At 54.3% G+C, this 26,128-nt stretch carries 24 protein-coding genes; all 24 read right to left on the bottom strand.

Annotated elements, in window-relative coordinates:
• Position 1 precedes the first annotated feature (1 nt).
• The 24 genes from ABC336_RS29320 to sleB all read right to left on the bottom strand — a co-directional run bounded on the left by ABC336_RS29320 (position 2) and on the right by sleB (position 26,036).
• The gene (locus ABC336_RS29320) at positions 2-2,026 is read right to left on the bottom strand and encodes a BglG family transcription antiterminator (protein ID WP_413242031.1); all 2,025 of its coding nucleotides are present in this window, start codon (positions 2,024-2,026) and stop codon (positions 2-4) included.
• Positions 2,027-2,070: 44 nt separating this feature from the next.
• Positions 2,071-3,522: a PTS mannitol transporter subunit IIBC gene (locus tag ABC336_RS29315; RefSeq protein WP_413242030.1), complete on the bottom strand. Its 1,452-nt coding sequence runs from the start codon at positions 3,520-3,522 to the stop codon at positions 2,071-2,073.
• A 278-nt stretch (positions 3,523-3,800) separates the two neighbouring features.
• Positions 3,801-4,292, bottom strand: a complete 492-nt coding sequence (locus ABC336_RS29310) for a YlbF/YmcA family competence regulator (RefSeq protein ID WP_413242029.1) — start codon at positions 4,290-4,292, stop codon at positions 3,801-3,803.
• A gap of 43 nt (positions 4,293-4,335) precedes the next feature.
• Positions 4,336-5,889: a tRNA (N6-isopentenyl adenosine(37)-C2)-methylthiotransferase MiaB gene (gene miaB, locus ABC336_RS29305; protein ID WP_413242028.1), complete on the bottom strand. Its 1,554-nt coding sequence runs from the start codon at positions 5,887-5,889 to the stop codon at positions 4,336-4,338.
• A gap of 69 nt (positions 5,890-5,958) precedes the next feature.
• Positions 5,959-6,528: a phosphate propanoyltransferase gene (gene pduL / locus ABC336_RS29300; protein ID WP_413242027.1), complete on the bottom strand. Its 570-nt coding sequence runs from the start codon at positions 6,526-6,528 to the stop codon at positions 5,959-5,961.
• 99 nt (positions 6,529-6,627) lie between these two features.
• Positions 6,628-7,494 carry a 2-oxoacid:ferredoxin oxidoreductase subunit beta gene (locus ABC336_RS29295; RefSeq protein WP_413242026.1) on the bottom strand — a complete coding sequence of 289 codons (867 nt, stop codon included), beginning with the start codon at positions 7,492-7,494 and terminating at the stop codon, positions 6,628-6,630.
• The gene (locus tag ABC336_RS29290) at positions 7,481-9,229 is read right to left on the bottom strand and encodes a 2-oxoacid:acceptor oxidoreductase subunit alpha (RefSeq protein ID WP_413242025.1); all 1,749 of its coding nucleotides are present in this window, start codon (positions 9,227-9,229) and stop codon (positions 7,481-7,483) included. The genes ABC336_RS29295 and ABC336_RS29290 overlap by 14 nt, the downstream gene beginning before the upstream one ends.
• A 142-nt stretch (positions 9,230-9,371) precedes the next feature.
• Positions 9,372-10,316 (bottom strand): dipeptidase, encoded by a 945-nt coding sequence (locus ABC336_RS29285; RefSeq protein ID WP_413242024.1) that lies wholly within the window; start codon positions 10,314-10,316, stop codon positions 9,372-9,374.
• Positions 10,317-10,419: 103 nt separating this feature from the next.
• Positions 10,420-10,680, bottom strand: coding sequence for a stage V sporulation protein S (locus ABC336_RS29280; RefSeq protein ID WP_020615207.1), 261 nt, complete (start codon positions 10,678-10,680; stop codon positions 10,420-10,422).
• 149 nt (positions 10,681-10,829) lie between these two features.
• The gene (locus ABC336_RS29275; protein WP_413242023.1) at positions 10,830-11,627 is read right to left on the bottom strand and encodes a TIGR00282 family metallophosphoesterase; all 798 of its coding nucleotides are present in this window, start codon (positions 11,625-11,627) and stop codon (positions 10,830-10,832) included.
• A gap of 95 nt (positions 11,628-11,722) precedes the next feature.
• Entirely contained in the window at positions 11,723-13,267 is a 1,545-nt protein-coding gene (gene rny / locus ABC336_RS29270) for a ribonuclease Y (protein ID WP_413242022.1), read from the bottom strand.
• A gap of 178 nt (positions 13,268-13,445) precedes the next feature.
• A complete protein-coding gene (locus ABC336_RS29265) occupies positions 13,446-14,150 on the bottom strand; it encodes a RecX family transcriptional regulator (protein WP_413242021.1) in 705 nt (234 codons plus the stop codon).
• An 83-nt stretch (positions 14,151-14,233) separates the two neighbouring features.
• Positions 14,234-15,292: a recombinase RecA gene (gene recA / locus ABC336_RS29260; RefSeq protein ID WP_413242020.1), complete on the bottom strand. Its 1,059-nt coding sequence runs from the start codon at positions 15,290-15,292 to the stop codon at positions 14,234-14,236.
• A 214-nt stretch (positions 15,293-15,506) separates the two neighbouring features.
• On the bottom strand, positions 15,507-16,787 hold the full coding sequence (locus tag ABC336_RS29255; RefSeq protein WP_413242019.1) for a competence/damage-inducible protein A: 1,281 nt from the start codon (positions 16,785-16,787) through the stop codon (positions 15,507-15,509).
• Positions 16,788-16,936: 149 nt separating this feature from the next.
• Positions 16,937-17,515: a CDP-diacylglycerol--glycerol-3-phosphate 3-phosphatidyltransferase gene (gene pgsA / locus ABC336_RS29250; protein WP_413242018.1), complete on the bottom strand. Its 579-nt coding sequence runs from the start codon at positions 17,513-17,515 to the stop codon at positions 16,937-16,939.
• Positions 17,512-18,840: a 30S ribosomal protein S12 methylthiotransferase RimO gene (gene rimO, locus ABC336_RS29245; protein ID WP_413242017.1), complete on the bottom strand. Its 1,329-nt coding sequence runs from the start codon at positions 18,838-18,840 to the stop codon at positions 17,512-17,514. The genes pgsA and rimO overlap by 4 nt, the downstream gene beginning before the upstream one ends.
• 147 nt (positions 18,841-18,987) lie before the next feature.
• On the bottom strand, positions 18,988-19,479 hold the full coding sequence (locus ABC336_RS29240; RefSeq protein ID WP_413242016.1) for a YajQ family cyclic di-GMP-binding protein: 492 nt from the start codon (positions 19,477-19,479) through the stop codon (positions 18,988-18,990).
• 81 nt (positions 19,480-19,560) lie between these two features.
• Positions 19,561-20,484, bottom strand: a complete 924-nt coding sequence (locus ABC336_RS29235) for a RodZ domain-containing protein (RefSeq protein WP_413242015.1) — start codon at positions 20,482-20,484, stop codon at positions 19,561-19,563.
• A 15-nt stretch (positions 20,485-20,499) separates the two neighbouring features.
• Positions 20,500-21,264: a DUF3388 domain-containing protein gene (locus ABC336_RS29230; protein ID WP_413242014.1), complete on the bottom strand. Its 765-nt coding sequence runs from the start codon at positions 21,262-21,264 to the stop codon at positions 20,500-20,502.
• A gap of 156 nt (positions 21,265-21,420) precedes the next feature.
• The gene (locus ABC336_RS29225; protein ID WP_413242013.1) at positions 21,421-21,672 is read right to left on the bottom strand and encodes a DUF3243 domain-containing protein; all 252 of its coding nucleotides are present in this window, start codon (positions 21,670-21,672) and stop codon (positions 21,421-21,423) included.
• Between the two features lie 124 nt (positions 21,673-21,796).
• Positions 21,797-22,525, bottom strand: a complete 729-nt coding sequence (ymfI, locus tag ABC336_RS29220; RefSeq protein WP_413242637.1) for an elongation factor P 5-aminopentanone reductase — start codon at positions 22,523-22,525, stop codon at positions 21,797-21,799.
• A 14-nt stretch (positions 22,526-22,539) separates the two neighbouring features.
• On the bottom strand, positions 22,540-23,826 hold the full coding sequence (gene yfmH, locus ABC336_RS29215) for an EF-P 5-aminopentanol modification-associated protein YfmH (protein ID WP_413242012.1): 1,287 nt from the start codon (positions 23,824-23,826) through the stop codon (positions 22,540-22,542).
• Positions 23,823-25,109 carry an EF-P 5-aminopentanol modification-associated protein YfmF gene (gene yfmF, locus ABC336_RS29210; RefSeq protein ID WP_413242011.1) on the bottom strand — a complete coding sequence of 429 codons (1,287 nt, stop codon included), beginning with the start codon at positions 25,107-25,109 and terminating at the stop codon, positions 23,823-23,825. Before yfmF ends, yfmH begins: the two co-directional genes overlap by 4 nt.
• 141 nt (positions 25,110-25,250) lie before the next feature.
• On the bottom strand, positions 25,251-26,036 hold the full coding sequence (gene sleB, locus ABC336_RS29205; protein ID WP_413242010.1) for a spore cortex-lytic enzyme: 786 nt from the start codon (positions 26,034-26,036) through the stop codon (positions 25,251-25,253).
• Positions 26,037-26,128: the final 92 nt, after the last annotated feature.

Below are 26,128 nucleotides of genomic sequence, written 5' to 3'. Positions count from 1 at the left end.
CTCACACACGGTGCAGGATATCCAGCCAGGCGCCGGCAAGCCACTGACGGATCTCTTGCTCGCTACCCGCTTCAAGCAGACGCACCAGCTCGTGCTCCAACAGCATGGCGCTGATCTCACTGAGCAGGCTGAGCTGTACAGCCGGCAGCTCCTGGGGAGCGAGCATGTACAGCAGTGCTTCGATCTGTCCCGCCGGATCGCCAGCGATGATCGGCTTCTCCAGCTTCAGCAGCACGAGCAGCGGCTGAGCCACATGCTCGCTTCGCGTATGCAGGAGCGCCACTGTCGATTCAGGCAGCACCAGGCTGCCATAGCTTTCCCGGACCATCACCTTGTCAGCCACCTGTTGGCCAAGAACGACATGCCCCTGCTCTTCTAGAAGGGCAAGCAATCGCGAGGTCAGCTCGGCCATGCCGTCGCCGGGCAGTTGTCGCAGCCGGCAGACCATCAGGCGATCCAGCAATTGCAGCATCTCATCAGCAGAGCGGTGCAGCTCCTGGAGTCTGTACAGCGACGATAGATCCGGAGACGGCGAAGCTGCGGGCGGCTGCACCGGCGGCTGGATATCGCGCAAGAACCGGCGCAGCATCTTCCGGTCTCTTTCAGGCAATAACGGGCTTAGCTTCACATAACGCGATTCAGGCAGCGGCAGATCGATAGTCGAGAGGATCAAGTCATATTCGGTCTCCGGCAGACGGCTGGCTTCGTACCAAGAGACATTACCCGTAATGTGCAGTCTGGGAAACGACTTCGCGAGTCGTGCCGCGAGCAGCCGGGAAGAGCCGATCCCGCTGGTGCATACCAGGAGCGCCCGGAGCCCGTTGCCCCCGCCGCCTTCCGCCCGCTCCAGCGACGCGCCAAAGTGCATCGCCAGAAACCCGATCTCCTCGTCGGGGATCGTAAATCCGGGATACACTTCTCTAGCCGTTTTGGCCGTAGCTTCGAATAGCTGCTCATGATCGTCCTTGATCTGTCTAAGCAGTGGATTGCGTATGGTCTCGCCACGCTGCATCCGTTCCAGCGCCCGTTCCAGGTGCTGCTCAAGCCCCTCGCGGAGCACGGAGTCAGATTCGAATCCTGCCTGCAGCTCCGACTCCATCATCCCGATCAGCAGGTGCACGCTCTGCTGCAGGCGGGGATGCTCCAGCAGCAGAGGTAATGCAGATGCAGAAGCACGGCGGTTTAACAACTCCTGGACGTAGTACCTCTCGCTGCCCTCCAGTGCGATACCGGCAGCAGCTGTCCATAGCTCCAGCTCCTCGCTGCTCACCCGTTCACTCGTTTCGCCGACTGTCTGAGCCGGCAGGACATGTCCCTTGCGCATGCGGGCGATCGCGACGGACAACTGCACGAGCAGCTTCGTGTAATCCGTATCCGTCAGCTCGGAAGGAAATTGCTGCTCCAGGCTCCACAACGCCTGTTCCAGCTTTTGTATACTGTCGATTCCCGCCAGCTCAGCCAGGGGCCTCGACACTGGCGTCAACGGCCGACCGTGCAGTCCGCTATAGAGCTCATGCTCATCCAGCACGTCCATGACTAAGTCGCTGATCATCTCACGTTTATATCGCTCATCGCCCTCGATCTGCACACCGTATCCCCGTTTGCGCAGGAGCGTCAATCGATACCGGCTGAGTGTCTGCTCGAGCTCATCCAGATCAATGGTTATCGTCGGGATTGTTACCTGCAGCTCCGAAGCCAGTGCATACTGTTTGATCGGTTCATCCGCAGCCAGCAGCCGGCAGGCCAGCAGCAGCTCACGCTCCTCAGGTGAATATTCTGCCGCTGTCCGGAGCATGCCTTGCAGCCGAGTCAGCTGCTGAGCGGTTGCTGCCAGCCGAAGTCCAAAGCCGGACTGCTTGATTAGCGACGATCCGGCAGCCGCCAGCACCTCTTCGACCCGCGGCAGCTCGCGATGAATCGTACGGACACTTACACCCAGCTCCCTGGACAGATCGCCGGCTGTCATCCCCTCGGCATGCTCGATCAGCAGCTTCAACAGCTGGCTCTGCCTAGCCGACAGTCTCATCTCATCCCTCCTTTGACCGACCGGTTAATTGCGACCCGGAATGATCAGCTGAGACGTTCGACCAGCTTGTCGTACTCTGGACTCTTCATGAAGTTGTCGATTGAGATATGCTCGGCGTGCGGCGCTTCACCCTTGGCACGATCGGTAAGGGAGCGGTGGGTGATGACGATGTCCGCGTCGGACGGAATATCGCTGATCGCCGTATTTGTCACTTGCACATCGATGCCTGCAGCTTTCATCTTCTTGCGGAGTACGGATGCGCCCATCGCACTGGAGCCCATACCCGCATCACAGGATACGATGATCTTCTTCACTTCTTCTTTAGTCTTCTGACGGTCTGCTGGGGCAGGGACAGCAGACTCTGCTCCGCCAGAGACGGCCGTCCTAGTGCCGCTGGCCTTCATCGCGCTCATCCGCTCGCGGGCATCCTCCAGCGAGGCTTCCTCTTCTTTCTGACGCGTCGTCTTAAGCAGCAATACAGCGATTAGGAAAGAAACGAGGGTCGCCGTGAATACACCTGCCAGCACTGGCATCAGCTCCCCCCTTGGCGCCATAGCAATGTAGGCGAAGATACTGCCTGGGGAAGCTGTGGCGACCAGACCGGCATTCAGGAGCGAGAAAGTAAAGCTGCCTGTTACACCGCCTGCGATAGCAGCCACGATAAGGCGGGGGTTCATCAAGATATACGGGAAGTAGATCTCATGAATCCCGCCGGCAAATTGGATAACTGCCGCTCCGGAAGCGGATTGCTTGGCGCTGCCGCGGCCGGCGATCATGTACGCCAGCAGGATGCCAAGTCCCGGTCCGGGGTTCGACTCCAGCAGGAAGATGATCGATTTGCCCAGATTATTGGATTGCTCAAATGCGATCGGGCCAAGCACCCCGTGATTAATGGCATTGTTGAGGAACAACACCTTTCCGGGTTCGATCAGCAGATTCGCAAGCGGCAGCAATCCGTTGTCGATCAAAAATTCTACGGAATTCGCCAATATGTTGGTGATGTAAGAAATGACCGGCCCGACGCCAAGCATGGCTCCGATGGCCAGGGCACCGCCGAAGATGCCTGAAGAAAAGTTGTTGACCAGCATTTCAAAGCCGGATGGGATCTTGCCGTCGATCATGCGATCAAACTGCTTCAATATCCAGGCTGCAATCGGCCCAACGATCATGGCCCCCAGGAACATCGGAATGTCTGCGCCGACGATGACTCCTACGGTAGCTACAGCACCGATTACACCGCCCCGCATATCATGAACCATCCTGCCTCCGGTGAAACCGATTAGCAATGGCAATAAATAATAAAGCATCGGTTCGACGAGCGCTGCCAACGTTGCATTAGGAAGCCAGCCGTCAGGTATAAAGAGGGCTGTTATGAGTCCCCATGCAATAAAAGCACCCATATTGGGCATGACCATACCGCTTAAAAAGCGGCCGAACCGCTGAACTCGGACACGGATCCCTCCGCCTTCTTCAGCACGCTGCTCAGAATTGTTCATTGGGCTATCCCCCTTACAATTATTTCTTCTTACTATTAACCAAAGGCCTCAAAATCAATCGTAATTCAAAACGCTTTCATGATCAATGATAGGTTAATCTGTTTTCGGCATCATGCTGATGACAGAATTAAACTAATTCCCACAAAGTGAGCGTACACCTATGATGCATAATCAGATACCTTGCGGGGCCCCGGGAGGAATAAGTAAAACAAAAAGCCATATTTCAATCATCATGATCGATGAACTGAAACACGGCTTACTCGGATTTATATGCGTCTTTAATCACTGCATTCCTCGGGTGCAGCTACACCTTCCGAGTCCAGATTGATTTTTTCCGAGACAGTATCGCGGATGATCGAGATGACCATCTGCAGCAGATGATTAATATCCGTCTGGCTTTGCTGGAAGTCGCCGACGATTGGGATGCCGTCCAGTTCGTCCTGCAGAGCCTCCATTTCGCCTTCAATTTTTTTGACCATCGCCTCGTTGTTGAATGATTCAAAGGCGACGATTTCTTTTTGCTTTTTCTTCATCAAAGCGATCAATGACTGTACCCGTTCATTGCCCTGAATTTGCTTCTCGGCCCGCTGGTACTGCTGAATCTCAGTAGACTGGGAGATCAGCTCCGCCAATTCCTTGGCCTTAGCCATGACATCTTCCTTCACCAGCAAATCGCGTGTATTGTAGGATGGCATATCGTGACAATTGCGATCTCCATGCCCGTGTTTGTGCTTATGCTCGCGTCCGGCTTGCGCCTGTTGCTCTGTCATGATTTCTTTTCTCTCCTTCTTTTATCCCGTTACGCGCTTCCGCTCAGGAGCCTACGGCCTCGGCTGGCTGGACCAGTCTGGCCTTCAGATACCAGGTTTGCACTTCGGTAATCTCGACCTCCACGAATTGTCCGATGAGCGAGGCCGGACCTTCGACATGCACCAGCTTATTGGTCCGAGTGCGCCCGGACAACACGCTTGCCTTAGTCTTGCTCTGCCCTTCGATCAACAGCTCGACGGTTTGCCCGCGAAGCTGCTGGTTGCTACTCAGCGCCAATTCCTGGATGAGGAGATTGAGCCGCTGCAGGCGTTGCTTCTTGATCTCCATCGGTACATTGTCCTCCATCTCCGCAGCCGGTGTCCCGGCACGCGGCGAATAGATGAAGGTAAAAGCAAAGTCGTAGCCAACCTCGCGTACAAGCGACAAGGTATCCTCGAACTGCTCGTCTGTCTCGCCTGGAAAACCAACGATAATATCGGTAGACAGCATGACGCCCGGGATCTTGGCTTTGATCTTGGCCACGAGCTCAAGGTAGGTCTCGCGGCTATACTTGCGGCTCATCCGCTTCAGCACTTCGGTGCTGCCCGATTGCACTGGCAGATGGATCTGCTCCACCAGATTGCCTCCGCCGGCGAGCACGTCGATCAGGTGATCGTCGAAATCGCGCGGATGCGATGTGGTAAAGCGAATCCGTGGAATATCGATTTTCGAAATGTCATCCATTAAATCGCCAAAGCGATAGTTCAGATCTTCGAAATCTTTGCCGTATGCATTGACATTTTGTCCTAGCAGGGTCACTTCCTTGAAGCCCTGCCGCGCCAGCTCCCGGACTTCCGCGATTACATCCTCAGGCCGGCGGCTCCGCTCTTTGCCCCGGGTATAGGGCACAATGCAATACGTACAGAACTTATCGCAGCCGTACATGATGTTTACCCAGGCGCGCAGCCCTTCCCGTTTCTTCGGCAGGTTCTCGATAACGTCGCCTTCCTTGGACCAGACCTCGACGACAAGCTCCTTGCTGAAGTTCGCCTCCTGGATCAGCTGCGGCAGCCGGTGGATGTTGTGGGTCCCGAAGATGAGGTCGACGAAGGCATGCTTGTTCAGGATGCGGCTGACGACCGATTCCTCCTGCGACATGCAACCGCACACGCCGAGCAGCAGCTCCGGCTTCTCGGTCTTCAGCGCCTTGAGATGGCCTAGCTCGCCGAACACCTTGTCCTCCGCGTTCTCGCGGATCGCACAAGTATTGAGCAGGATTATATCCGCAGCCTTGCGGTCTTCCGTTGCCGTATACCCCATCTGCTCCAGCAGACCCTTCATCACTTCGGTGTCATGCTCGTTCATCTGACAACCGTAAGTATAGATCAGATAGTGCTTCCCCGCCCCGAGGCAGCGCAGCTCCTCCGGCATCTCTGTCTCATAGACAACCTTGATGTCTTCCTTGCCGCGCTGCTTTTCCTGACGGTAGCTCGGCTGCGACAAGACATGGATGTCTCTGCCCTGAATGCGGATTTTTTTGCCGTGCTCATCCTCGGAGATGACCTTGGCTCCGGAGAAGTCAAAATACTTGCTGTAGTCTTTTGATTCATTGGCCACGCCTGTCACTTCCCTTTACTCCCCTATGGTCATAATGACTCAAATTATACCATAGCCATGCTGCGGGGGCTAGTCGATGATCGTGGCGGTGTCGCCGTTGCGCGCGCCTGCCGCGTTGGCCTCGTCCGTGTCGATGTGCATGTCCAGCGCGAAGTCTTCCGAAACTCTGGCGATCACATGGTCCAGCACCAGCCCCCGCTCGCCCTCAAGCTTGACTCTCAGCTCCTGTTTGTCACGGATGCCCCAACGCTCGGCATCGGACGTATGGAAATGGATATGGCGAGCGGCGACGATGACCCCATTGTCTATGGCGACTTCGCCGGCTGGTCCTCTGAGCTGGATACCGGGCGTATCCTCGATATGGCCGGATTCACGGACAGGAGGGTTGACGCCGATTGCAAACGCATCGGTGCGGGAAATTTCCAGCTGCGTTTGTTTGCGGGCAGGACCGAGAATTCTCACCTTGCCAAATTCGCCTTTTGGTCCGATCACGGCCACAGTTTCATTGGCAGCATATTGGCCGGGCTGAGACAGCGGCTTCAGCTCCGTCAGTTCATAGCCTTCGCCGAACAGGATAGCGATATGTTCCGGTGACAGATGGATGTGGCGGGCGGATACTCCTACTGGTACTTGTTTCATGGGTAATCTTCCTTCCCGTGTTTGATAGGATTAGCACTAGGTTGCCCTTCATTCCTAAGAAGGCATACAGCTAAGCAGCCGTATGCCCCCGTACAGCCGTTATTTGAACTCGGCCAGCAGTTGGTCGAAATGCGCTCTGGACAGCGATAGATCCTGATTGGCCAAGCCTTCGGGCCGGAAACCGCTGATCATATCCTCGTATGGACGGCGTTCCTTGTCCTGATAGATCAATCCGGTCAACAGGCCTCCGGTCTCCATGATCTTCGTCATGGCAGCGATCCGGTTGGACGGATCGTAATCCGGATATTCGTTAAGATTGACGATATGCTCCTTGAACCAGTCATACGTGTTGACCTTATTGAAGGTCACACATGGGCTGAACACATTGATCAGGGAAAAGCCTTTATGATGAAGGCCAGCCTCGATCAGCGCGGTCAGCTGTTTGATATCACTGGAGAAGGACTGCGCAATAAACGTCGCTCCTGCGGACAAAGCGATCTCAAGGGGCGACAGCGTCGTCTCGATCGAACCGTCCGGGGTTGACTTCGTCTTAAAGCCTTCCGCGCTGCGCGGCGAGGTCTGGCCCTTGGTCAGACCATAGATCTGATTGTCCATCACGATATAAGTAATGTCCAGATTGCGGCGGATGGCATGAACCGTATGCCCCATACCGATAGCAAAGCCGTCGCCGTCGCCTCCGGATGCGATCACGGTTAGCTCGCGATTGGCCAGCTTGACGCCCTGGGCGATCGGCAGCGCCCGGCCATGGATGCCATGGAGACCGTATGCGTGGATATATCCCGAGATGCGTCCGGAGCAGCCGATGCCCGAGATGACGGCCAACTCTTCAGGCTCCAGCCCGGTATTCGCGGCTGCCCGCTGGATTGCCGCCTGGATCGAGAAGTCGCCGCAGCCGGGACACCAATTGGGCTTGACGTTGTTTCTAAAATCTTTAAATGTCGCCATTGTTGTTCAGCTCCTTGCAGGCTTGGTAGACTTCCGCAGGCAAAAATGGGTTTCCATCGTACTTTAGAAGGTTGTGAATCTTATCCGCATGTCCGGCATGCAGCTTGATCTGGTCGGCTAATTGGGCTGTCGCATTATTCTCTACGACAAGTACGCTCTCCGCACGTTCAAGCAGAGGCGCCAGCTGCTCCGTCGGGAAAGGATGGATCTGGCGAATAGTCGCATGGTTCGTACGGATGCCATCCTTCTCCAGCCGCAGTCTGGCTTCATCGATCGTTCCGCCGACCGAGCTCATATCGACGATGAGCAGGTCTGCTCGCTCATGTGGTGCTTCACACCTTACCGCTTCGCGGATCCGGAGACCCTTCACCTTGCCAAGCCGCTTGTCCATCATGAGCTTGCGGTTGTGCGCGCTCTCCGATGGCCGACCCTGCTCGTCATGCTCGACCCCGGTTACATGATGCAGACCGTGCGGATCGCCGGGGATCGAGCGGGGCGAGACACCGTCCTCCGTCCATTCATACCGTTTGAATAGCTGACCAGCCGCAAGCGGCTCGTGCTCGCGGACGAGCTTGCCGCGTTCGATTGAGATCTTGTCGTAATCCAACACTTCACAGGATTGCTTGCCCAGAGAGAGCTGCAGGTCGGTCATAAGAATGACAGGCACTTGATACGTATCGGCAATATTGAACGCTTCAATTGTATCATAGAAGCAATCCTCTATGGACGCAGGGGCTATGACAACTTTGGGAATTTCTCCGTGCGTGCCGTAGATCATCGCATTGAGATCGGATTGTTCCTGCTTGGTAGGCAGTCCTGTGGAAGGGCCGCCGCGTTGGGTGTTCACGATGACCAGAGGGGTCTCCGTCATTCCCGCCAGTCCGATTGCTTCCACCATCAGCGACAGCCCGGGGCCGGCAGATGCCGTCATCGCGCGGACACCAGCATAATTGGCGCCGATCGCCATCGTCACCGCAGCGATCTCATCCTCAGTTTGGACGACCGTGCCGCCCACTTTGGGCAGATGCTTGATCAGATACTCCATAATCTCCGATGCCGGAGTGATCGGATAGGCGGCCATCAGCCGGCACCCGGCAGCGATACACCCGAGGCCGATCGCCTCGTTGCCGATCATGAACAGCTTCTGCTTCCCATCGGCGCTGTCCAGACGGAACCCATCGATCGGGCCACCCGCTTGCTCGAGCACAAACGCAGCGCCGCGCCCGACCGCTTCGACATTTTTCTCGACGACGGTTGCCCCTTTGCGGCCGAACTCTTCTTCGACAGCTTTATTGAACACGTCCAGCGGCAGCCCGAGCAGCGCCCAAGATGCGCCGGAAGCGACCATATTCTTCATCAGAGAGGTACCAAGCTCCTCAGCCATCGCCGTGATTGGTACTGCAAACAATTCGACATCGAGTCCCTCCGGGATGGTGGGATTGAATTTGGCATCCGCTACGACGACTCCGCCCGGGCGGAGCTCTGCGGCGTTGAGATCAATGCTCTCCTGATCGAAGGCAACCAGAATATCCAGATCATCGGAGATCGCTCGCAGCGGCTCTGTGCTGATCCGGATTTTGTTATTGGTATGCCCGCCTTTAATACGGGAAGAAAAATGACGATAACCGTACAGATAATAACCTAGCCGGTTGAGTGCAGTCGAGAAAATACGGTCTGTACTCTCTACGCCCTCTCCCTGCTGTCCTCCGATTTTCCAAGATAATTGACTGATCAACGTTTCCATCTCCTCTTTTATATCCAACCTTATCCTCTAAATTCTATGTTCTCCCCTATTAAAATGCAAGCGAATCCAGAGACGCTATGCATAGCTCTTTGCGATTGTATTCATACCTATATCAGATTGAAAAGATACTTTTTCATCCCGTTGGAAGATAGTTGAGCAAGTGCCGGTAAGCATTGCCGCTAGTGAATCCTTCCACCTGCGCCTCAGAATAGCGCTTCAGCATTCCCTCGACCAATCGACCGGTATCTACCGGATTCGTCAGCCCTTGCACATAGCTGTCAATACCGTCAAAATCCGAACCCAGCATAATCTGCCGCTCGCCGCCTAGTTCGCAAATATGCTCGATATGCCGCAGCACATCGTCAATTGTCGCTTCTCCAGTCTGACTCACGAACCAAGGAACATAAGTAATACCGATCCGCCCGTCCATCCGGATCAGGGCCTGCAGCTGATCATCCGTAAGATTGCGCGGATGGTCGCATATTGCACGGGCATTGGAATGAGAAGCGATAACCGGTCGTCCTGCCAGCGACACTACCTCCCAAAATCCCCGCTCTGCCAGATGGGAGACATCCACGATGACTTTGAGCTCCTCCGCTACCTCCAGCAGTCGCCTGCCCTTACCCGTCAGTCCGCCGCTACGCTTCTCCATGACCCCGTCGGCAGCCCAGTTGGCGTGGTTCCAGGTTAATCCGACCGACCTCACACCAAGCCGGTAGAGAATCCGCAGCATCTCCGGATCTCCCTCCATCCCATCCACGCCTTCGAGAGACAGCATCGCTGCCAAGGCTCCTTCCCGGGCCGCCCGGTCGAGATCGGCTGCGGTTCGGATATGAACCACCCCGCGGCAGGCCAATATTTTACGATAGAACAGGTCGATTGATCGAAGAATAGCGTGAAGTCCGATCCCCGCTCTTGCAGGTATAAAGACAGCAAAAGTCTGCAGCACGGTTTCCGACAACGCCAGCCTCTCATAGGTAACGTCCAAAGCATCGCTTGCCTCGCCGCAAAACTCGAGTTTCTCATCCATCAACAGCTTGCTCAATACGTCGCAGTGAAAGTCCGCTATACCTCGCATCGTCCGCCTCCTGTATCGCTTTTTTTCATTCGTACACAAAAAAACCTGTTTACAAGCCGTAAACAGGCAGTTGCTCTTGGAAGCTGAGATCAACTAAATCGGCTTATCTCGGCTCGACGATTAATTTGATTGCGGTCCGGTCCTCACCCTCGATCACAATATCCGTAAATGCAGGTATACAGATCAGATCGACTCCGCTAGGAGCCACGAATCCCCGGGCAATCGCCACTGCCTTTACTGCTTGATTCAATGCACCAGCCCCGATGGCCTGCAGTTCGGCGGCGCCACGCTCTCGGAGTACACCAGCCAATGCACCGGCAACAGAATTTGGATTGGATTTTGCTGAAACTTTTAATACATCCATGAATGGTACCTCCCCCGGGAATGATGGATTGAAATCCACTATTAATACCTATTCGAGAGAGGTAAAAAAATTCCTGCTTTTCAACCCTTGACTTTTCACGCGATTCTGATTTGTCAGAATATTGGCGACAAAAAAACTGGTGAGGGCCGTTAGGCCATCAACCAGTCCTCTTCGATCCAGCGAATCTTCGTTACCCCTCGGGCACTGCCCGAAGCATCATCGATATCGACCACAATCGCATGAAAGTGCCACTTGCCTTCGTCTACCGTTAAGCGTGCCGGCATACCGGTCAAAAAACGGTATTCTACCGCTTGACGCTCCATACCTAGCACGCCTTCCATAGATCCTACCATACCGACGTCTGTAATATAAGCCGTCCCTTCCGGCAGCACCCGGTCGTCGTTCGTCTGGACATGGGTATGGGTACCGAGCACGATCGACGCTCTGCCGTCAAGGTACCAGCCCATCGCCTGCTTCTCTGAGGTGGCTTCCGCATGGAAATCGACGAGCACCGGACGTCGCTTGCGGTCTCCCAGCTCCTCCAGCAGACGGTCTGCCGTGCGGAATGGACAATCGATCGGCGGCAGGAATGTTCTCCCTTGGAGGTTGATGATCGTAAGCTCTTTACCCCCTGCCTTGATTACGGCCGCTCCCCGCCCAGGTGCTTCCGGCGCATAATTAGCCGGACGGACGATGCGTTCTTCGTCCTCGATCCACTCGAAGATGTCTTTATTGTCCCATGTGTGATTACCCATGGTAATGCCGTGGATTCCCCAGTTGAAGAACTCTTTGGCGATGCTTGCCGTTATTCCCCGGCCGGCGGCCGCATTTTCTCCGTTGGCAATGATCAAATGCGGTTGATACTTACTCTTGAGTGCTGGCAGGACTTGCTTGACCGCCTGTCGCCCGACCTGACCGACAATATCGCCGATAAACAATACTTTCATGGTTGTGTTACCCCTTCATTTCGTTCTGTCTGTGCAAAAAATATGAAAAGTGGCTGACAAGCAGCCACTTTTCTTCATATTCCCGGATCGGGAGTTTATTTGGCGTATTCGACAGCGCGTGTCTCGCGAATAACGGTGACCTTGATATGACCGGGATAGTCAAGCTCGCTCTCGATCTTCTTCGTGATGTCACGAGCCAGTCGGAACGAGTCGGCATCGTCGATCTTCTCCGGTTGCACCATCACCCTGACCTCGCGGCCAGCCTGAATCGCATAACACTTCTCTACGCCATCAAACGATTCGGAGATTGCCTCCAGCTTCTCCAACCGTTTTATATACGTCTCCAGTGTTTCTCTTCGTGCTCCCGGGCGTGCAGCCGACAAGGCGTCTGCCGCACCGACGAGCATCGCGATGACCGAAGTCGCTTCGCAATCGCCATGATGGGAAGCGATGCTGTTGATTACGACAGGATGCTCTTTGTACTTCTTGGCGAGCTCCACGCCGATCTCTACATGCGAACCTTCGACTTCATGATCCAAAGCCTTGCCAATGTCATGCAGCAATCCCGCACGCTTGGCCAGCGTAATGTCTTCTCCCAGCTCTGCCGCCATCAGTCCAGTCAGATAGGCGACCTCCATCGAATGCTTCAGCACATTCTGACCATAGCTTGTCCGATACTTGAGTCTTCCCAGAATCTTGATCAGATCAGGATGCAATCCATGCACGCCGACTTCAAAGGTCGCTTGTTCCCCGTACTCGCGGATACGTTCATCCACTTCGCGGCGGGACTTGTCGACCATCTCCTCGATACGCGCCGGATGGATCCTGCCGTCAGCGACGAGCTTCTCCAGCGACGTCCGGGCAATCTCGCGGCGGATCGGATCGAAGCCGGACAAGATGACCGCTTCCGGTGTATCGTCGATAATCAGATCAATACCGGTAAGCGTTTCTAGCGCCCGGATGTTGCGGCCTTCACGGCCGATGATCCGGCCCTTCATCTCCTCGTTAGGCAAGGAGACGACGGATACAGTCGTCTCAGCTACATGGTCTGCAGCGCAACGCTGGATAGCAAGCGAGATAATATCCCGCGCTTTTTTGTCTGCTTCTTCTTTGGCTTGCTGTTCGATTTCTTTGATCAGCTGAGCCGTCTCGTGGCGAACCTCTTGCTCAACGTTAGAGAGAATGATCTGCTTGGCATCCTCCATCGTCAGATTGGAGATTCTCTCGAGCTCAGACACTTGCTGCTTGTAGATCGATTCAATCTGCTGTTGCGTCTCTTCGATTCGTTTCTCCTTGTTGGACACTTGTTCTTCTTTGCGTTCCAGCGCTTCTATCTTTTTATCCAGCGACTCCTCTTTCTGCAGCAGTCTTCTTTCCAGCCGCTGCGTTTCACTGCGGCGGTCTCGAATATCCTTCTCTGCTTCGGAACGGAGCTTGTGGACTTCGTCTTTTGCCTCGAGCACCGTTTCTTTCTTTTGCGCCTCCGCTTCTTTCTTAGCGTTCTCCACGATCTGAACGGCGGCTTGTTCAGCGCTTGAAATCTTGGCCTCGGCAATCGACTTTCGAATAAAATAACCAATCGCAACCCCTAAGAATGTCGCGCCAACAAGGAGTAGAATCATGAGCAAGACATCTGGCATCTCTCTCTCACCTCCTCGTTGCTTGCACCAAGGCACACGCCCGGATATTTGGTTGTTTAAGCCGGTTTCCATACCGTTCATCGACAAACTGGGTAAAAATAAGCATTTGAACCCGATTTTGGGAGGAAAATCGTTTCAAATTGGGAGGAATACATGTTCATTTTAGCTTTTGACAAAATCAATTGTCAAGCATTTGCCCCTCTTCCTCGAGGATATCTTCGGAACCTATAACAGACACAGCTTTTCTTGCAACGTCATGCGGATAGCCGCGGCGCAGCAGAAACATGGCCAGCTTGCGTCTGCGGTCGCGCTCTTCTCCCTTCAAGCTGCGCCACTTCTTGGCGGCGGTCCGGATCGCCGCCTGCAGCTCGTCTTCCCTATCGAGCCCGTTCACAGCCTTGACCGCAACTGCTTTGGACACCCCCCGCTGGAGCAGCTCCTGCTGGATCCGGCGGCTCCCCTTCTGCTGGAGACGCAACCGTTGCCTCGCAAAACGCTCAGCATAGTCGGCATCGTCGATAAATTGTTCCTCTGCAAGACGCTCGATGACCACGCCGATATATTCGGCCTGGACCTCTTTGCGGAGCAGGTACCTCTCGATCTCTTTGGCGGTCCTCGCTTTGACTCCCAGATAGGCTACAGCAAGCCTGTAAGCCTGGTGACGGTCACCGGCTTCACGTATGTCGTCTATCGCGGCTGCGCTCAGCACCGCGCCCTTGGACAGCCTGTAACGAACGACGACATCCTCATGCAGCGTTAGTGCCGCCTCTTCCTTATGATCCAGATAGATATGATACAACCCGCGTTTGCGGATATCCTGTTCTACCGATGTAATCGTGCCCCCATTCGAATGTTCAGGTCCCGTGTCCTGCTCATCATCCACGACAGCAAACCTCCTCCGCTAAGAAATCCCCATAACCTATTAACAAAGAAGGCGCCTTGTCGCAAGGCGCCTCATCTCATATGTTAGATCAATTCGAACTCTTCGTCTTCCTCTTCTTCCTGACCCGAGCTGATGACAGTCGTCGGTACCGCCGTGGCCGACAGATTGCTGGCTTGCCTCACCTCGCGCTCGATGACCTCGGACACTTCGGGATGATCCTTCAAATACTGCTTGGCATTCTCCCGGCCCTGACCAAGACGCTCGCCGTTAAAGGAGAACCAGGCGCCGCTCTTCTGGACGATGTCCAGCTCCACACCGATATCTACCAGGCTGCCTTCTCTGGAGATGCCTTCGCCATACATAATATCGATCTCCGCCTGTTTGAACGGCGGTGCTACTTTATTCTTCACAACCTTGATGCGTGTACGGTTGCCGACCATGTCGTTGCCTTGCTTCAATGTCTCGATCCGGCGTACTTCCAGACGCACGCTGGAGTAGAACTTCAAGGCACGGCCGCCCGGCGTAACCTCGGGGTTGCCGAACATGACGCCAACCTTCTCCCGGAGCTGGTTGATGAAGATCGCGATCGTCTTCGACTTGCTGATCGATCCGGACAGCTTGCGAAGCGCCTGCGACATCAGCCGCGCTTGCAGACCGACATGGGAGTCCCCCATCTCGCCCTCGATCTCTGCCTTCGGCACAAGTGCTGCCACAGAGTCGATAACGATGATATCGACAGCTCCGCTGCGTACCAGCGCTTCGGCGATCTCCAGCGCCTGCTCGCCTGTGTCCGGCTGGGACAGCAGCAGCTCGTCAATATTGACGCCCAGCTTGCTGGCATACAAAGGATCCAGCGCATGCTCAGCATCGATGAAGGCGGCTTGTCCACCGATCCGCTGCACCTCGGCGATCGCATGGAGCGCAACCGTCGTCTTACCCGAGGATTCAGGACCATAGACTTCGATGACCCGGCCTCTTGGCAGGCCGCCAATGCCCAAAGCTATATCCAGAGCCAGCGAGCCGCTCGGCACGACCTCAACCTGCATACCGGCGTTCTCGCCCAGCTTCATTATGGAACCTTTACCGAACTGCTTCTCTATCTGACGCAATGCCATATCAAGTGCTGCACGACGATCTGACAATACACTCACATCCTTCACAATTTATAGGGGGGGCTAATTCGAACTTATAGTCTAATGATACCTTGTTTTGCATGCCTTGCCAAGCACTTTTTCGAACATACATTCGTTTTTTTGATTCGGGGGCAATAAAAAAACCGCAGCAAAGTAACTTCGCCACGGTTCTTCCGTTAACTGTCCCCTAAATTATACGTCAAGCCTCTGAGCTTGGCAAGCCTTAATCCGGTACTTTCATACCTGTATGGCCTGAGGTTTCCATAAGACGCTGCCAGAGCCGATAGAACGCAGCCTTGACCGCTCGCAGCCGGATGATCCCGCGGTTGCCGCTCAGCTGGAGCGTGTGGACTTCGGTTTCGCGGCCCTTCTGAGCAAGACCGACATAGACGAGTCCAACCGCCTTGCCTTCACATTCTGCCGGGCCGGCGACACCGGTGATCGAGATGCCAAAGTCGGTTCCCGAAAGCTCGCGGATCCGCTCGGCCATCATCGCAGCTGTCGACTCGCTAACCGCCCCTGGCGCCCCCGGGCCTTCCAGCTGAGACATCGGTATACCCAGCACGCGGTGCTTCATCTCATTGGTATAGGTGACCATACCGCCTTTGAATTCGCTGCTGCTGCCGGGAATGCTGGTGATAGCTTCGGCCAGCAGACCGCCGCTGCAGCTCTCCGCCGATGCTAGCGTGCGCATCGAATTGCGGAGCAGCCGGATCACCGCCTCTTCGATCGGGATATCGTCCTGGGCGTACATAAACTGCTTTAGCCGCTCGCTGATCTGGCTGACAGTGGCGTCGATGCGCTCATGCGCTTCCGCTGCCGTCCGGGCTTTGGTCGAGATGCGGAGCGCCACTTCACCTTCTTTGGCGTAAGGAGCAATCGTCGGATCTGACTGTCCTTCGATCAAGTCGAGGATCGCCGCCTCCAGACTCGATTCGCCGATGCCGGCGAATCGCAGCTGCCTGCTGAAGAGCGGCAGCTCATCGCCCATAATCCGCCGCAGCCAGGCTGTGGTCGGCCCCGTGAACATCGGCTTCATCTCGCGAGGCGGTCCGGGGAGCAATACATAGTGCGTATCACCAACTGTGAGCGCATTGCCGACCGCCAGCCCCGTCTCATTGGCCAGCGGCTCACAGCCCTCGATCATCAGCGCCTGACGGCGGTTGCTCTCCACCATCTTGGCCCCCCGGGAAGCAAACAAGGCCTCGATCTTCGCCATCGAAGGCTCATGGACCACCAGCGCGCGCCCAAGGTCGGCGGCAAGGGTGTCTTTGGTCAGATCGTCCTGGGTCGGCCCCAGCCCCCCTGTAAATAAGATCAGATCTGCGCGAGTGCGCGCGGTATGGATCGCCTGCGTCAACCGCCCGGCATTGTCCCCGACAACGGTCTGGAAGTAGACATCAATGCCCAGGTCAGCCAGTCCTTGCGACAAAAATTGAGCATTCGTATTGATGATCTGGCCCAGCAGCAATTCCGTGCCAACGGCGATAATCTCTGCTTTCATCGGGTAATGTCCCTCCCAAGGATGCCCGCTCCCAGCGGATAAGCGCTCGCTCAATGACAAGCAGCACCAGTTAAACCGACAAATCTCTTATCATTGCAACAAAGACATCATCCAGAGCTGGATGATGTCTTGCCTGTACAAGTCGCAAGTCACTCGGAAGCGGGGATTAGATTTTTGTTCTTGATAAAATAATCGATGCCGGAATACAACGTAATAAGAGCTGCAAGCCAGCTGGAAATCAGATCAAAACGAACGTCGATAAAGGCAAACGGGAAATTGTTAAGCAGCAAAGCGATAATCATCGTAATCTGCACGCCCGTTTTCCATTTGCCCCAGTTGCTGGCAGCGACCACCTTGCCATCCAATAAAGCGACCTGACGCAGACCGGTTACGGCAAACTCGCGGCTGATGATGATGATTGCAATGACTGCATCGAGCTTGTTCATCTGCACCAGCGAGATCAATACAGCAGCCACAAGCAGCTTGTCTGCCAGCGGATCAAGCAGCTTGCCAAGATTGGTCACTTGCTTGTTCTTGCGGGCGATATATCCGTCCAGTCCGTCCGTGCTGGCGGCGATGATAAAAATCAGCGCCGCAATGATCTGATTGTAGGTAATCTGGAATTCACCGAATACGATCGGTTCGATATCCAGTCTGACCAGCAGGAAGAATACGATGATCGGCACCAAAAATATTCTCGCCAACGTGATGCGATTGGCCAGATTCATGCAATTCCCTCCCCGGAAAGATCGAACTCATAGGCATGTGTAACTTTGACCTTCTGTATCTCTCCGATGGCTGCAGAAGCTTTGGTAATAAAGACTTCGCCGTCAATCTCCGGCGCATCATACTGGGAACGGCCGATATATACATCGCTGCGGCCGTCATACCGTTCTACCAGCACATCGATCTCACGGCCGACGTATTTGCTGCCATTATCCTTGGACACCTCGCGCTGGATCTCCATCAGCGTATTGGCGCGCCATTCCTTGACTTCGTCCGGGACATGGTCGGGAAGTCTGACTGCAGGGGTATCCTCCTCACTGGAGTAGGTAAAGACGCCCAGCCGGTCAAATTTTACTTCACGCACAAATGCGCACAGACGCTCAAAATCCTCCTCCGTCTCGCCGGGAAAACCGACGATAATCGAGGTCCGCAGCGCCGCCTCCGGCATCCTGCTGCGGATCTTGGCGATCAGTTCGCGCACATCGCGCTGCCGCCCGGGTCTGCGCATCCGCTTCAAGATTCGATCTTCGCTGTGCTGCAGCGGCATATCAATATAGTTGCAGATCTTCGGATTACTGGCCATCTCCTCGAGCAGTTCGTCCGTAAAAAATCCCGGATAGGCGTAATGAAGCCTTACCCAGACAATCCCCGGCACCTTGCTCACTCGGTTCAACAGCTCGGGAAGCATAAAACGATCATACAGATCCGTCCCGTAATTGGTAGAGTCTTGAGCGATCAAACTGACTTCTTTGACGCCTTGCTCGGCCAAGAGCCTGACTTCCTCGACAATCGATTCCACAGAGCGGCTGCGGAACTTGCCTCTCATGATCGGGATGCTGCAGAACGTACAAGCGTTGTCGCAGCCTTCGGCGATCTTGACAAAGGCGGTGTACCTCGGTGTCGCTACCTTGCGCGGCAGCGCCTCCTCATAATTGAATACGGGGTTGCCGACCCGGATGGGCCGCTTGCCCCGCAACGCCTCATCGACGATTTCATTGATATTATGAAAATCCCCGGTACCTACAATGCCGTCTATCTCAGGCATCTCCTCCAGCAGCTGTTGCTTGTAGCGTTGTGTCAGGCACCCCGAGACGATAAGCGCTTTGAGTCTGCCGGTTTGTTTCAGATCGGCCATGTCCAGAATCGTATTCACGGACTCCTCCTTGGCCGCATCGATAAATCCGCACGTATTGACGATGATTACCGTCGCTTCATCTGCTTGCTCCACCAGCTCAAATCCCCGCTGGTCGATCAAACCGGACATAATCTCGGAATCGACCAGATTTTTCTCGCATCCGAGCGTTACTACCTTTACACGTTCAGTCATGTTCAGATATTCCTCCAGATTCCAGTGCCTCAACGATCAGCCTAACCTTTAGAATTAAAGTATATACGACAACCCTTCGCGGTGTCAAAACGTCCTGAGAAACCGGTCTCTTTCTGAACAGCCTGCTTCTATAAAGCGCGGTGTAATCTACTTGTAGTTCATAAATTGCAGATCTACCGTAAGATCCGCTTTGCGAAGGAGTTGGATCACTGCTTGCAGGTCATCCCTGCTTTTACCGGTGACGCGGATCTGATCCCCTTGAATCTGAGACTTTACTTTCAGCTTGGCGTCGCGTATAAGCACATTGATTTTTTTGGCATTTTCCTGATCAATCCCGGACTTAAGCTTGATCCGCTGTCGCACAGTACTTCCGGAAGCTGGTTCAACTTTGCCGTATTCGAGATTTTTAATCGGCACGCCGCGCTTGATCATTTTGGACTGCAGGATATCAAGGACGCCTTTCAGCTTGAACTCATCATCGGAAGCAACGACAAGCTCGCCGTTCTCCAGCTCGATGCTGCTCTTGCTGCCCTTGAAATCAAAGCGGGTGCCGATCTCCCGTTCCGCCTGATCAATGGCATTGGACATCTCCTGCATATCGACCTTGGATACAATATCAAATGAACTCTCTGAACTCATACTATCGACTCCTCCTCTTCGTGTCCACCTTGGCAAAAGACATCCTCGTCATAACACCAAGGATGCCTTCTGCAACATGTCTTATTGCTCACCCGCGCCAGCTGACTGGCTGTCCACAGGCGTAATCAGGTAACGCTTGCTGGTGCCGCTCTCGCCGCCATTATGCAGCGGCTGTCCATCCACTCTCACTTCCACGCTTGGTGCAAAGCCGAGGCTGATAAACACGGGACCAGTCAGTTCGTGGGTCTCGGTCGTATCTGACACGTTCTTAAAGATCAGACGCTCGCCGGATTCTTCGCTGCGCAGCTCCACCCAGCTCTCGCCCTGCACGATGATCTCATACGTATGCGTACCTGCCGGAGAAACCTCGTATTCGGTCGTCCGGCGAGTAATATCACCTGTTGCCGTAACTACCGTCTCACCGTTCGGAGGCTGATCCCCCTCATCCTCGCCCCCCGGCTGTTCTCCACCGTTATCCGGCGTATCCGTCCCCGGCGCTTCGGGGCCACCACCGTTATCCGGCGTATCCGTCCCTCCAGGTTCCCCATCGTCTGCCGGCGGCTCATTCGTGTCCTCGGTCAGATTCGTATCATCGACGACCGGCGGCGGTTCGTTGGGCGAATCGAGCACGAAGATATAGACCAGCACGACGATCAGCGCCAGGAAGCACCAGAGCAGGATGCCAAACCCCCATTTGCTCCACCGGTCGGACGCTCTTGCCGAAGCGCGCCTAGGCTTCATCATCGGCTCGGCAGCCGGCTCCGTCGGCAAAGCGGGAACTTCATGCTGATGCTGCTGCAATAGCTCGTCCGGATCTAGACCTACCGCTTCCGCATAATTTTTGATAAAGGCTCTGGCATAAAAAGAACCCGGGAGAACATTATAATCTCCAGCCTCGATCGCCTCAAGATAACGGACTCTAATCTTCGTCATTTCCTGTACATCATTGAGGGTATAACCTTTTCTCTGGCGGGCCTCCTTGAGCAGTGTGCCCAACTCTGACATGTCTTCACCTCCCGGTTAGAATTCGTTGAAGTCATTAGTAAAGGTTTCGTACGAAATCTCTTCATCAGGCGTACTGCGAAGCTCGATAATGCAGTCATAAATGCTGTGATCGTAATGTGATTCCTTGATGAAGATATCCGGATGTTCGATAACCTTGGTAGACGGCATCGCCATGATTTCCTGCAGCAGGCTATAATGCTTTTCATTGGAACGAACCGTACTCACTATACCATCTATGATGAAGATATTGCCCGCATCCATCTCTTCTTCGGAAAGCTGACTGCGTACCGTCTGACGCAGCATCGTCGAAGATACGAATGCCCAGCGCTTGCTGGCACAGACACTGCCTGCGATGATGGACTCCGTCTTGCCGACGCGCGGCATGCCGCGCAGGCCGATCACTTGATTTCCCTCGCGTTTGAAGATCTCCCCCAGGAAGTCAACCAACAAGCCCAGTTCATCTCTGGTAAATCGAAACGTCTTCTTATCATCTGAATCTCTTTCGATATAGCGGCCGTGACGAACGGCAAGGATATCCACAAGCTTGGGCGGACGCAGTGCGTTAATCGTAATATTATCCACCTTTTTCAGCATTTTGCCCAGCAATTCGATCTTTTCGTCATCGTCGGTCTGCAGCAGCATGCCGCGGGTCCGATTCTCGACGCCGTTGATCGTGATGATGTTGACCTCCAGCATGCCGAGCAGAGAAGCGATATCTCCGAGCAGTCCGGGACGGTTCTTATGTATCTTGTACTCCATATACCACTGTTTGTATTCCATAGGTCTCCTTCCCTGGCTGTACGGACTTGGATTTTACATCTGTAAAGTAATAAGCGTACCAAAATTTATAATTCTACAATTTTCGTCAAACTCCTGCAACAATGACTCGGAACATGACAGAAAGGCCCCCGAACGGAGGCCAGTCTGCAAAGCCTATTACGAGTTCTGGACAAGCTTCACCATGAGGCGCGCAATCGTTTTGCGCTCGCTCTCATCGCCGACATCCCAAATCTCCTTCAGCGCACGCTGCTCGTCGTTTTTCGGATCGACTCTCTCGTCCAAAAAACTGCCGATTTCGTATGCCAGATTCGAGATTGCTTCTTCACTTAACCCGATTTTCTTGGCCTGCTCCACCCGATCCGCCAGAAAATGCTTCCACGTATCAAAGTTGTTCAGGACAGTTGACATATCTTTTCGCCTCCTGTAGTCGTTGAAGAAAAGGATGTACAACAGTCCTATTGTTTACTGCCTTGCCGCTAATTATTCGACGATTGTCAGCAGGCAGAAGTTTCATCAGATGCAAAAGTCGTCGTCAAGTAATCCAGCCGCCGTTGGGGCTAATGATCTGACCCGTGATGTATCCCGACTCGGGCAATGCGAGAAAATAAACAAGCGACGCGATCTCGTCGGGATGCGCTAATCGACCGGCTGGAATATCTTCGGCCAGCGCCGCTTGTTCTTGTTTATTCAGATGGTCATTCATAGACGTGTCTACAGCGCCCGGAGCCACAGCATTGACCGTGACGCCAGAGGGTGCCAATTCTTTGGCAAGCGCTTTGGTGAACGCGTTCATCCCGCCTTTGGTGGTTGAGTATAGAACCTCGCAGGAAGCCCCTGACAGTCCCCACACGGACGACACATTAATGATGCGCCCGTAACGCCGGCTGATCATCGCGGGCATGAATAGCTGCGTGCAGAGATACATCCCTTTTAGATTAACCGTCATTACATCATCCCAAACGTCATCGGTCACATCGGCCAACATGCCATAATGGGCGATGCCGGCATTATTGACGACGATGTCCGGACTCATCCCGCTGTCCTCCAGCTTCTCCTTCATGCGAGTCAACTGATCCCGGGATCGCAGATCGGCGCTTGCGGTCATCACATGGCCCCCCAGACGCATACACTGGCGCGCCGTGTCATTGGCAGCCTCATGGGAAGCATTATAATGGATGACGACATTCATCCCTTCCATTGCAAAACGCTTGACGATCGCGGCACCGATCCCCCGGCTTGCTCCGGTAACGAGCACTGTCATCTCGCTAAGCGGCTTCACGGGGCCGCCTTTTCGACGATCGATACCGCCATTTGGTTCCAATCAAAATGCTCGCGCATCCGGTCGTTAGCCTGTTCCAACGTCACCGATTCGTAAAGGGGCAGGAGCTCGAACAAGTCGCTCCCGCGGAACTTATAACGGGTGAATTCATTGGCGATCGCCTCAGGCGAATTAAGCATCCGCAAATAGCTGCCGATCCGTTTGCGACGGATTCGCTCGAAATCATCGGGCTGGATGCCGCTCGCCAGCGTTGCCTCGACAGAGGCGCGGATTGCGTCCAGCAGCGCCTGTGGATCTCTTGTCTCGCCGCCGATTAAAGAAAATCCGTAAGTGGCGCTGCTATTATATTCGTAACCGAACGAATCGGAGATCAGGTCGTCGTCATATAACTGCTGGTATAACTTGGAGCTTGCCCCAAGCAGCGCCTCAAGCATCAACTTGCTGGTCACTTCTTTCATCAGCAGCTCCGCGCTGTCCCTTGGCATTTGGCGTTCCTTGAAGCCGAACATCATCTTAGGCAAGCTGACAGCCAGCTCGCTGCGCTTTACTTCTAGTTTGACACTGTCCGGCTCATTTTCGATCAAGCGCTTGATCTGCGGGGCTTCGCCGAAGGTTTTGGCAGCCTGATTGCGACGCACCACATCCATGATCTCATCCTTATCGACACCGCCGACTACAAACAGCAGCATGTTTGACGGATGATAAAAGGTCCGGTAACACTCGTAGAGACTCTCTTTAGTTATCCTTCTAATCGATTCCACCGAGCCCGCGATATCGATATGCACCGGATGCTTGTGATACAGCGCATCAATCAAACCCGTGTATACCCGCCAATCCGGATTATCGCTGTACATGTTAATCTCCTGCTCGATGATGCCTTTTTCCTTGTCCACGTTCTCATCCGTAAAGTATGGATTCTGGACAAAATCAAGCAAGGTTGTAAGATTGGCTGCGATCTGTTCTGTTGCCGAAAAAAGATAAGCCGTACGGTCAAAACTGGTGAACGCATTGGCTGATGCTCCCTGGGATGCAAAAGTCGCGAAGATATCACCCTCCGGCTCCTCGAACATCTTGTGTTCAAGGAAGTGGGCAATCCCGTCCTCTACGCTCACAGGTTCTGCCCCTGCAGAAGCAAAACGATTGTCTACCGAACCGAATCGGGTGGTGAAGGTGGCGTATGTCTTCTGGAAACCATGCTTGGGCAGGAGATACACAGACAGGCCATTGGGAAGCACTTCATGATACAGCGTCTCCTGAACCTTCGGATAGTTCAGCGTCTTCATGGTTGCGCTACCTCCTTCCCGTGCAGAAAATATATCGTATCCAGCTCTACCTTGCCGGCGACGCCGACAATCTCCTCCACGCCAGCGGCTTCTACTGCAGCGATGAGCTCGGAAGCCGAACGGGCTTTGCCGGATAATACACTATTAAAGTCATAAGCGATCATCTCGAATGCAGAATCCTGCATCTCGCGCAGCTGATTGCTGATCATCGCACGAGTCTGGCTCAGTTCAAGCTCAGAGATCTGTCCCGCTCGCATACTCTCCAACTGCTCAAGAATAATCGTCTTCGCCTGCTCGAAGTTTGCAATCTCTATGCCCGATTGGATCGTACAAATTCCTTTATGTCCGTCCAGCCTGGACGCTGCATAATAAGCAAGACTTGCCCGCTCTCTGACATTGAGGAACAATTTGGAATGGGGATAGCCGCCCAGGATACCGTTATACATCAGCAGCGCGGGATAATCGTCGTCCGAGTAGCCGGTATTGGTTCGCAGTCCCATATTTAACTTGCCTTGGCTGACGCTCAGAGATTCAGTCACCGTCCTGACGTCCTGCACCGGATGGACGACCACGGGTTTGGAATATCCCTCGCCTTGGCCGGACGACAGATGGAATGCCTCCGAGGCGAGCTGCTTCACCTCGGCCAAAGACGTATCTCCAGCAACGTAGAGATCCAGTTCCGCCTGGCCTAACCAGCCGCGGTAGGACTCGAACAGCGAATCTGCTGTAATCCCGGACAGATCCTCCAATCTGCCAAGGGCATGAAGCCGGTAAGGCTCATCACGGCACATCTCTGCCAGACAGCGCTCGGCAGCATATCGAATCTTATCGTTGATGATTGATTCTAACCGCTTCTGGAGCGTGACTTTCTCGGCCGCTACGTATTTCTTGCGAAAAACACCGTCCTCAAGCGCCGGATCCGTCACGACCTCACCGAGCAGCTTCATGGCAGCTGCCAACAGGGACGTATGGGATGAGACGAACTGATCATTGATGACGTCCAGACGGAACTGGACGATCTGTGCATCCCCACGCTTGTAGATATCGAAGCCGAAACCCGCTCCGTAGAGGTGATCCAGGCGTTCACGAAAAGCCAGTGTCTCTGGCGTCGATTGCGTTCCTCTCCGCAACACGAATGGCGTTAAGGCAGTAGTCGTTACTGTAGATTCAGCAAGCGGAATACCCGCGTACAAGGAGATTGCAAAGGTCTTGAAGCGTTTGGTGGGCATGACATGCAGCCGCAAGCGACCGGTCTGCGCACGCTCAAAGGGAGTTGCCGTCACGATAGTCATTACTCCTTCCGTCTTTGCATCCATACTCCGTAATGTATTCGATTCTGAAAGACTCTATACCATTCTAACCCATCGGAAATGGAAGAAGCAACCCGCACTCCGATGTCCGGAGCGGGGTTACTTCCATGTGTTCTACATACAGAAAATATGTTTGCCAATAGTCATTACCTGCGGCCTCGACCAGATCCACTTGGAGGTTGCAGTCACCGGATTAAAGTAATAGGTGCACCCTTTGGTCGGATCCCATCCCTTGACCGCATCCTCAACCGCCTGTCGTGCTCTATCATTGGGCTCGAGCCAGATCTGCCCATCTGCCACCGCTGTAAACGCCAACGGCTCGAAAATCACTCCGGAAACGGAATCAGGAAAATTCTCGTCCCGCAACCGATTCAATATGACAGCTGCAACTGCTACCTGGCCTTCATAGGGTTCGCCACGGGCTTCCCCATAGACAGCATTGGCCATCAGCTTGAGATCGTTCTCTGACAGTCCCATTTTGTTGGATTGGGCCAGATTGCCGCCGCCGGAACCCCCGCCGCCGCCGCCCCCATTCGCAGTGCCTGAAGCTCCTCCCGGCAGCTCATCCGCGCCAGGACGCCAGTCCTTGGTTGCTTCCCATAGTTTCAGCTTGGTCTTGGCGCCGACGATCCCGTCGGATTTCATACCGAATTTCCATTGGAACCACGTGACGGCGTTTAGGGTTTTGGGACCAAATTGACCATCAACCTTGCCGTCATAATAACCTAATTTTTTGAGACGGCCCTGCAGCTCATAAACATCTTTTCCGGTAGACCCCTGCTTCAATATTGCATTGCTGAACGTTTCCGTTGAGACGCCGTGCTCCTGCTTGCTGATGGCAAAAGAGCCGAACAACAGGCAGACAATAACGGCTGTTGCGACGATTAGTCGGATTTTCATAGGTCGGATCAAGCCTTTCTGTGCGTAATGATACATCATTCTGCGAGAAGCGCTTGATCCTAGTATGATTAACCGCATGGTCTTCTATGCAT

The organism is Paenibacillus jepli (assembly GCF_047238105.1).
GTDB lineage: Bacteria > Bacillota > Bacilli > Paenibacillales > Paenibacillaceae > Paenibacillus_D.
This window is presented reverse-complemented; position numbering and strand designations above follow the sequence as displayed.

What these genes read in the sequence shown, in the direction of transcription:
- ABC336_RS29320 (WP_413242031.1), bottom strand. Translation starts at nt 2,026, where the DNA reads ATGAGACTGTCGGCTAGGCAGAGCCAGCTGTTGAAGCTGCTGATCGAG.
- ABC336_RS29315 (WP_413242030.1), bottom strand. Translation starts at nt 3,522, where the DNA reads ATGAACAATTCTGAGCAGCGTGCTGAAGAAGGCGGAGGGATCCGTGTC.
- ABC336_RS29310 (WP_413242029.1), bottom strand. Translation starts at nt 4,292, where the DNA reads ATGACAGAGCAACAGGCGCAAGCCGGACGCGAGCATAAGCACAAACAC.
- pduL (WP_413242027.1), bottom strand. Translation starts at nt 6,528, where the DNA reads ATGAAACAAGTACCAGTAGGAGTATCCGCCCGCCACATCCATCTGTCA.
- ABC336_RS29295 (WP_413242026.1), bottom strand. Translation starts at nt 7,494, where the DNA reads ATGGCGACATTTAAAGATTTTAGAAACAACGTCAAGCCCAATTGGTGT.
- ABC336_RS29285 (WP_413242024.1), bottom strand. Translation starts at nt 10,316, where the DNA reads ATGCGAGGTATAGCGGACTTTCACTGCGACGTATTGAGCAAGCTGTTG.
- ABC336_RS29280 (WP_020615207.1), bottom strand. Translation starts at nt 10,680, where the DNA reads ATGGATGTATTAAAAGTTTCAGCAAAATCCAATCCAAATTCTGTTGCC.
- ABC336_RS29275 (WP_413242023.1), bottom strand. Translation starts at nt 11,627, where the DNA reads ATGAAAGTATTGTTTATCGGCGATATTGTCGGTCAGGTCGGGCGACAG.
- rny (WP_413242022.1), bottom strand. Translation starts at nt 13,267, where the DNA reads ATGCCAGATGTCTTGCTCATGATTCTACTCCTTGTTGGCGCGACATTC.
- ABC336_RS29255 (WP_413242019.1), bottom strand. Translation starts at nt 16,787, where the DNA reads ATGAAAGCAGAGATTATCGCCGTTGGCACGGAATTGCTGCTGGGCCAG.
- pgsA (WP_413242018.1), bottom strand. Translation starts at nt 17,515, where the DNA reads ATGAATCTGGCCAATCGCATCACGTTGGCGAGAATATTTTTGGTGCCG.
- rimO (WP_413242017.1), bottom strand. Translation starts at nt 18,840, where the DNA reads ATGACTGAACGTGTAAAGGTAGTAACGCTCGGATGCGAGAAAAATCTG.
- ABC336_RS29240 (WP_413242016.1), bottom strand. Translation starts at nt 19,479, where the DNA reads ATGAGTTCAGAGAGTTCATTTGATATTGTATCCAAGGTCGATATGCAG.
- ABC336_RS29235 (WP_413242015.1), bottom strand. Translation starts at nt 20,484, where the DNA reads ATGTCAGAGTTGGGCACACTGCTCAAGGAGGCCCGCCAGAGAAAAGGT.
- ABC336_RS29230 (WP_413242014.1), bottom strand. Translation starts at nt 21,264, where the DNA reads ATGGAATACAAACAGTGGTATATGGAGTACAAGATACATAAGAACCGT.
- ABC336_RS29225 (WP_413242013.1), bottom strand. Translation starts at nt 21,672, where the DNA reads ATGTCAACTGTCCTGAACAACTTTGATACGTGGAAGCATTTTCTGGCG.
- ymfI (WP_413242637.1), bottom strand. Translation starts at nt 22,525, where the DNA reads ATGACAGTGCTCGTTACCGGAGCAAGCCGGGGGATCGGTGCCGCGATC.
- yfmH (WP_413242012.1), bottom strand. Translation starts at nt 23,826, where the DNA reads ATGAAGACGCTGAACTATCCGAAGGTTCAGGAGACGCTGTATCATGAA.
- sleB (WP_413242010.1), bottom strand. Translation starts at nt 26,036, where the DNA reads ATGAAAATCCGACTAATCGTCGCAACAGCCGTTATTGTCTGCCTGTTG.